The organism is Pectobacterium jejuense, from assembly GCF_026800125.1.
GTDB lineage: Bacteria > Pseudomonadota > Gammaproteobacteria > Enterobacterales > Enterobacteriaceae > Pectobacterium > Pectobacterium jejuense.
This window is the reverse complement of sequence record NZ_JAPQKX010000028.1, coordinates 1-5,568: the sequence shown is the minus strand read 5'-3', so window position 1 is coordinate 5,568 and position 5,568 is coordinate 1. Positions and strand designations below refer to the sequence as shown.

Sequence of the window (5,568 nt, the reverse complement as noted above, 5' to 3'; positions counted from 1 at the left end):
CACCAGTTCGCCCTGCGCCAGCGGGCCGCGTGTCAGATCGAACACCGGCGCAAACGGCGCGGGCGTTCCGACGCCCGTGGCATCGCACAGCCGCAGCGGAAAACCGCATCCGGCCGACTCCACCACCTGCACCGGCGCGCCCTCCCGGCTGTCGATATGGGTGCGCAGCGCCGCATGACGCGCCACGATCCGATCCAGCGCCTGACGCAGCGCCGCGACGTCCAGTTTTCCGCGCAGGCGGAACCCGCCCGCTATCACATAGGCGGCTCCCGCCGCCTCGTCCATCTGTGCCAGGAACCACAGCCGCTGCTGAGCCAGCGACAGCGGCGGCGTCTCGCCCGCCGCCAGCGGCTCAATGGCCGACAGCGCCCCCTTCACGGCCGTGCCGAGCGAGGCCGCCATATCCTTGAGAGCCGGACGGGCAAACAGTTCCGCCAGCGGCAGCTCACGGTTTAACTCACTGCGAAGGCGCGAAATGAGCTGTACCGCCAGCAGTGAATGACCGCCGAGCGCGAAGAAATCGTCCTGCCGGCTTACTTTTTCAACCCCCAGCAGCGACTGCCACATCGTCGCCAGCGCCGTTTCGTCCCCCGCCAGCGGTGCTTCATAGCGCTGGCGCGCAAAAGCGGCTTCATCCGGCTCCGGCAGTGCATTACGATCCACTTTGCCGTTCGGTGTCAGCGGAATGCGCGCCAGCATGACATAGGCCGCCGGCACCATATATGCCGGCAACCGCTCGCTAAGGTGTTCTTTAAGCGCTTCGATAGCGATACCGCCCTCCTCGCGAGGGACGCAGTACGCCACCAGCCGCTTTTCCTGCGCCTCGGAACCCGACGCAGTCACCACTGCTTCCCGTACGGCTCCGCAGTCCTGAAGCGCGGACTCTATCTCGCCTAGTTCGATACGAAAGCCGCGGATCTTCACCTGAAAATCATTGCGCCCCAGATAATCAATCGTACCGTCGGCGCGCCAGCGCCCCAGATCGCCCGTACGGTACAGACGCGCGCCCGGCTCTCCGGAGAAGGGATCGTCAACAAAGCGTTCGGCGGTCAGGTCTTCCCGCCCAAGGTAGCCGCGTGTTACCCCGGCACCACCGATGCAAATCTCCCCCGCTACGCCAATAGGCGCCGGTTCGCCGCGGCTATCCAGCATATATATCTGCGTATTATCGAGCGGCCGGCCAATGACAATCTGCTGGTCGGCAGCCAGAATGGGAGAACTGGTCGACCATACGGTGGTTTCAGTCGGGCCATACATGTTCCACAGATTGCCTACTTTTTCCAGCAGCGCCTGCGCCAGCCCCAGAGGAAACGACTCGCCGCCGATCAGGGCGGTCAGCCCAGGTTCACCATGCCAGCCTGATTCAAGCAGTAATTTCCACGTTGCCGGCGTCGCTTGAAACAACGTTATTCCCTGTTCGCACAGATAACGTCCCAGACGTTCGCCATCCTGACGCAAAGCATCACTCGCCACATGTAGTTGCCCACAGCAGATCAGCGGCAGGTAGATTTCCAGTACGTGGATATCAAAGGAGACGGTTGTGACTGCCAACAGACGCGCGGCAGCCTTAACACCGAGCTGCCGCTGCTGAGACAGCAAAAAGTTCACGACCCCTTGATGGGGCACCATGACACCTTTCGGCTTCCCGGTGGAACCTGAGGTATAAATAACATAAGCCAGATGGCGGGAGGTAAGTCCACGCGAAACAGGGGGAATATTAGATACAGCACACGCCGACCAGGGACGGTAATCGCTATCCAGCGCGATGATTTTCAGCGCCTGCGGTAAATCACCCAATTGCGCATGAATATCCTGCATGGTGATCAACACCAGAGGTTTACTATCCTCCAGAGTATAAGCAAGCCGCGCCGGAGGCGTTAACGGGTCCAGCGGCACATAGGCACCTCCCGCTTTGAGGGTGGCCAAAATCGCGACAACCATTTCTACACCGCGCGTCAGGGCGATCGCCACCCTGTCGTCTGGCCGCACGCCCAGTTCGATCAGCCAGTGCGCCAGTTGATTAGCGCGGGCGTTCAGTTCGCCATAACATAGCGTCTGATCGTCGTAGACCAGCGCCACCTCATCAGGACACGCCTTGACCTGCTGCTCAAATAGTTCATGGATACAGGATTCGGCAGGGTAATCTATCAGCGTATCATTGAAATCGAACACCACCTTCTGCCGTTCCTCGAACGACAGCATCGGCAATGCCTGCACCGATAAATGAGGACTTTCCGCCATGCTGCGCAGTAGCGCCTGCCAGTAACCCAAATAGCGCTGTACCGTGTTTTCATCAAACAGCGCGGTAGCATAAATCAGTACACCCTGCATAACGCCATTGCTCTCCCCCAGCGATAAACTGAGATCGAATGGCGCATTAACCGCCTCCCCTGCCAGTTCACTTAGGGTCAGTCCCGGCAGCGACAGTTTATTGTCGGGCGTATTCTGTAACGCCAGCATCACCTGAAAGATCGGGCTGTGCGACAGGCTGCGGACCGGCGCGACCGCCTCCACCACCTGCTCGAACGGAATATCGGCGTGGCTCTGCGCCGCCAAGGCGGCGGCCTTCACCTGTTCCAGAAGCGCACCGGTATCCGGAGAAGCCGACAGGTCCACCCGCAGCGCCTGAGTGTTGACGAACATCCCGATCAGCGATTCGACTTCACGCCGACCACGCCCGGCGATCGGCGTGCCGATCACCACCTCATCCTGCCCAGACAGCCGACTCATCAGCAGCGACCAGCCTGCCAGCAGCGTCATAAATAACGTACAGCCGTGACGCCGGCTCAGCGCGTTGAGATCGGCGAGCAGCACCGAGTCAAACATCACCGGAATACTGCCGCCAGCATAGTCCTGAGTTTGCGGGCGCGGCCGATCCGTCGGCAGCGTCAGGCATGCCGGGATACCTTGCAACTGTTCAACCCAGTAGCGCTGCTGCGCCTGCAATACCTCACCCTGCAAGTGCCGATGCTGCCAGACGGCGTAGTCAGCGTACTGAATGTCCAGCGGCGGCAGCGGATCGGGGAGACCCGTGCTGAACGCCTGATACAGCATGCCCAGTTCCCGCATAAACAGCCCTATCGACCAGCCGTCGGCAATAATGTGATGCATGGCGATACGCAGCAGATGCACCTCATTCTCCATTCGTACCAGTTGGCCGACGATCAGCGGGCCTTTTTCCAGATCGAAATGCGGCGGGAAAGCGTGTTCAGCCGCTTCGATATCCGAACCATCTATCTCTTCAAGCGTGAACCCAATATCCGCCGCATCAATCTGCTGTAGCGGCGTTCCCTCTACGGTAACAAAGCGGGTTCTCAGTATCTCATGACGGTCAACCAGGCGATCTAGCGCCACACGCAGTGCGCGGGCATCTAGCCGTCCAGTAAGCGTAAACGCTCCCCCCAGAGTGTAAACGCCGCTGGCGTTCTCCTCCATTTGCGCCAGAAACCACAGTCGTCGCTGAGCAAATGCGAGAGGCTCCCCCTGCGGGGAGCGGGCAGCGGGTTGAATGGGCTGAGCATCTCCCGCGTTTTTTCGCTTCAGTCCTTTGGCCTTGGCTAGCGCCAACAGCTTGACTTTTTCACTTTTTGACAATGTCTTAATGGTGGATACTCGATCGTCATCCCTGTTATTCATAGTTGGTTTCTTCCAATAATTCCGTCATTTCAAGCAGCGCATCGTTATCAAACTGATCGATGCTGATATCAATAATCCGTTCGCTGAAAGCGAGCAGTGTCGGACAGGCAAATAGATCGGCAAGAGGCACCTCGACGTCCAGTTCGGCGCGAACGCGGGAAATAAGCCGCACCGCCAGCAGCGAGTGGCCCCCCAGTTCGAAAAAGTTATCGTGCCGGCCTACGCGATCAACGCCCAGCAGAGACTGCCAGACGACGGCAAGCGTTTCTTCCGTCTCTCCTTCCGGCGCTTCATAGGCAGTATGGACGAAAGCGGTATCGTCCGGCGTCGGCAACGCCTGCCGATTGACCTTGCCATTTTGCGTCAGCGGGAACGCCTCCAGCGCGATCCACGCTGCCGGCATCATGTAATCGGGGAGATGCGACGAAACATACGCCCGTAGCGCATCGGCATCGGCATCGGCATCGCCCCGATAGTAGGCAACCAGACGTTTCTCTCCGCTTTCACCCTGCGCAACAACCAGCGCCTCTTCAACCGCATCGTGACCGCGCAAGCAGTTTTCAATCTCGCCCAGTTCAATGCGGAAGCCGCGGATCTTCACCTGAAAATCGTTACGTCCCAGATAATCAATGTTGCCGTCGGCACGCCAGCATCCCAGGTCGCCGGTTTTATACATTCGGGCCTCAGGCTCGCTGGAGAACGGATCAGCCAGAAAGCGTTCGGCGGTCAGGTCAGGCAGATTCAGATAACCACGCGCCACGCCGCCGCCAATATAAATCTCGCCGGCAACGCCTACCGGAACCGGTTCGCCGCCCTCATCCAGTATATAAATGCGGGTATTAGCGATCGGCCGACCAATCGGCGGCAATGAAGGCCATTCAGACACCGTTTCCGGGCAGGTATATTCGGTGACGACATGCGTCTCTGCCGGCCCATACTGATTGCGGAGCTGGCTACGGCCAGCATCGGCGAACAATGCACGGATCTCCTCTGTCGCGTGCAGCGCCTCACCGCTGGTAATCACCTCGGCCACTTCGATCTCGCACGCCTGTTCCTGATTCGATCTGGCCATAGCCTGTAACAGAGCCGGTGGAATAAATGCGCGCTGTACGCCGTGATCCTTGATGAACCTCGCCAGACGAGGCATATCAAGACGAACGTCGTTGGTTACAATAGCCAATACGCCGCCGCTGGCCAGAGCGCTGAGCGTTTCCTGGAAGCAAACGTCAAAACCAAAAGAGGCGAACTGCAACGTAGCGGTCGCAGAACGGCTTATCTGCCAGTGGACCAGATTCAGCAAGGGAGCGTGTGGCATAGCGATCCCTTTCGGCCGCCCTGTCGAACCGGAAGTATAGATAACATAGGCCAGATGCCGTGAGGTCAGTCCCAGGCTTTCCGGCGCAGGATTACGCTGCGGCAGGCCGCTCCATAGCGAGTCATCCCGCTCCAGATCAAAGATTGGCGGGAGATTGATCCCATCCAGTACCAATCGTCCCGGATCGTCAACCAGCAGCGCAACGGGCGAACTGTCTTCAAGCATATAGCTCAGGCGATCGGCAGGATATGCCGGATCCAGAGGTACATAAGCCCCGCCAGCTTTAAGGACGGCCAACAAGGCCACCACCATCCCAGCGCCGCGCGTCACGCAAATAGCGACTCGATCATCAGGGCGAACGCCATGGCCGATAAGCCAATGCGCTAGCTGATTAGCCTTCGCGTTCAATTCCGCATAGCTTAGCGTTTGTTCTCCACACGCCACCGCCACCGCATTTGGACGCTGTGCGGCTTGCGCTTCAACCAACAGGTGGACGCCAGCCAGTTGTGGAAACGCAACGTCGGTCGCGTTAAAGTCAACCAGCACCTGCCGTCGCTCCGCCTCCGGCAGCATCGGCAGTGACCGTACCGGCTGGTCAGCATTATCCGCCATGCCGC

The 5,568-nt window shown here is 59.2% G+C and carries 2 protein-coding genes; both read right to left on the bottom strand.

The features are described from left to right. Nucleotides 1–3,636: non-ribosomal peptide synthetase (locus NXT09_RS22285; protein ID WP_268581187.1), on the bottom strand; the 3,636-nt coding region annotated here is incomplete at its 3' end. Further along, nucleotides 3,629–5,568, bottom strand: a 1,940-nt coding sequence (locus NXT09_RS22280) for a non-ribosomal peptide synthetase (protein ID WP_268581186.1), incomplete at its 5' end; no start/stop codon positions are given. The genes NXT09_RS22280 and NXT09_RS22285, both read right to left, overlap by 8 nt.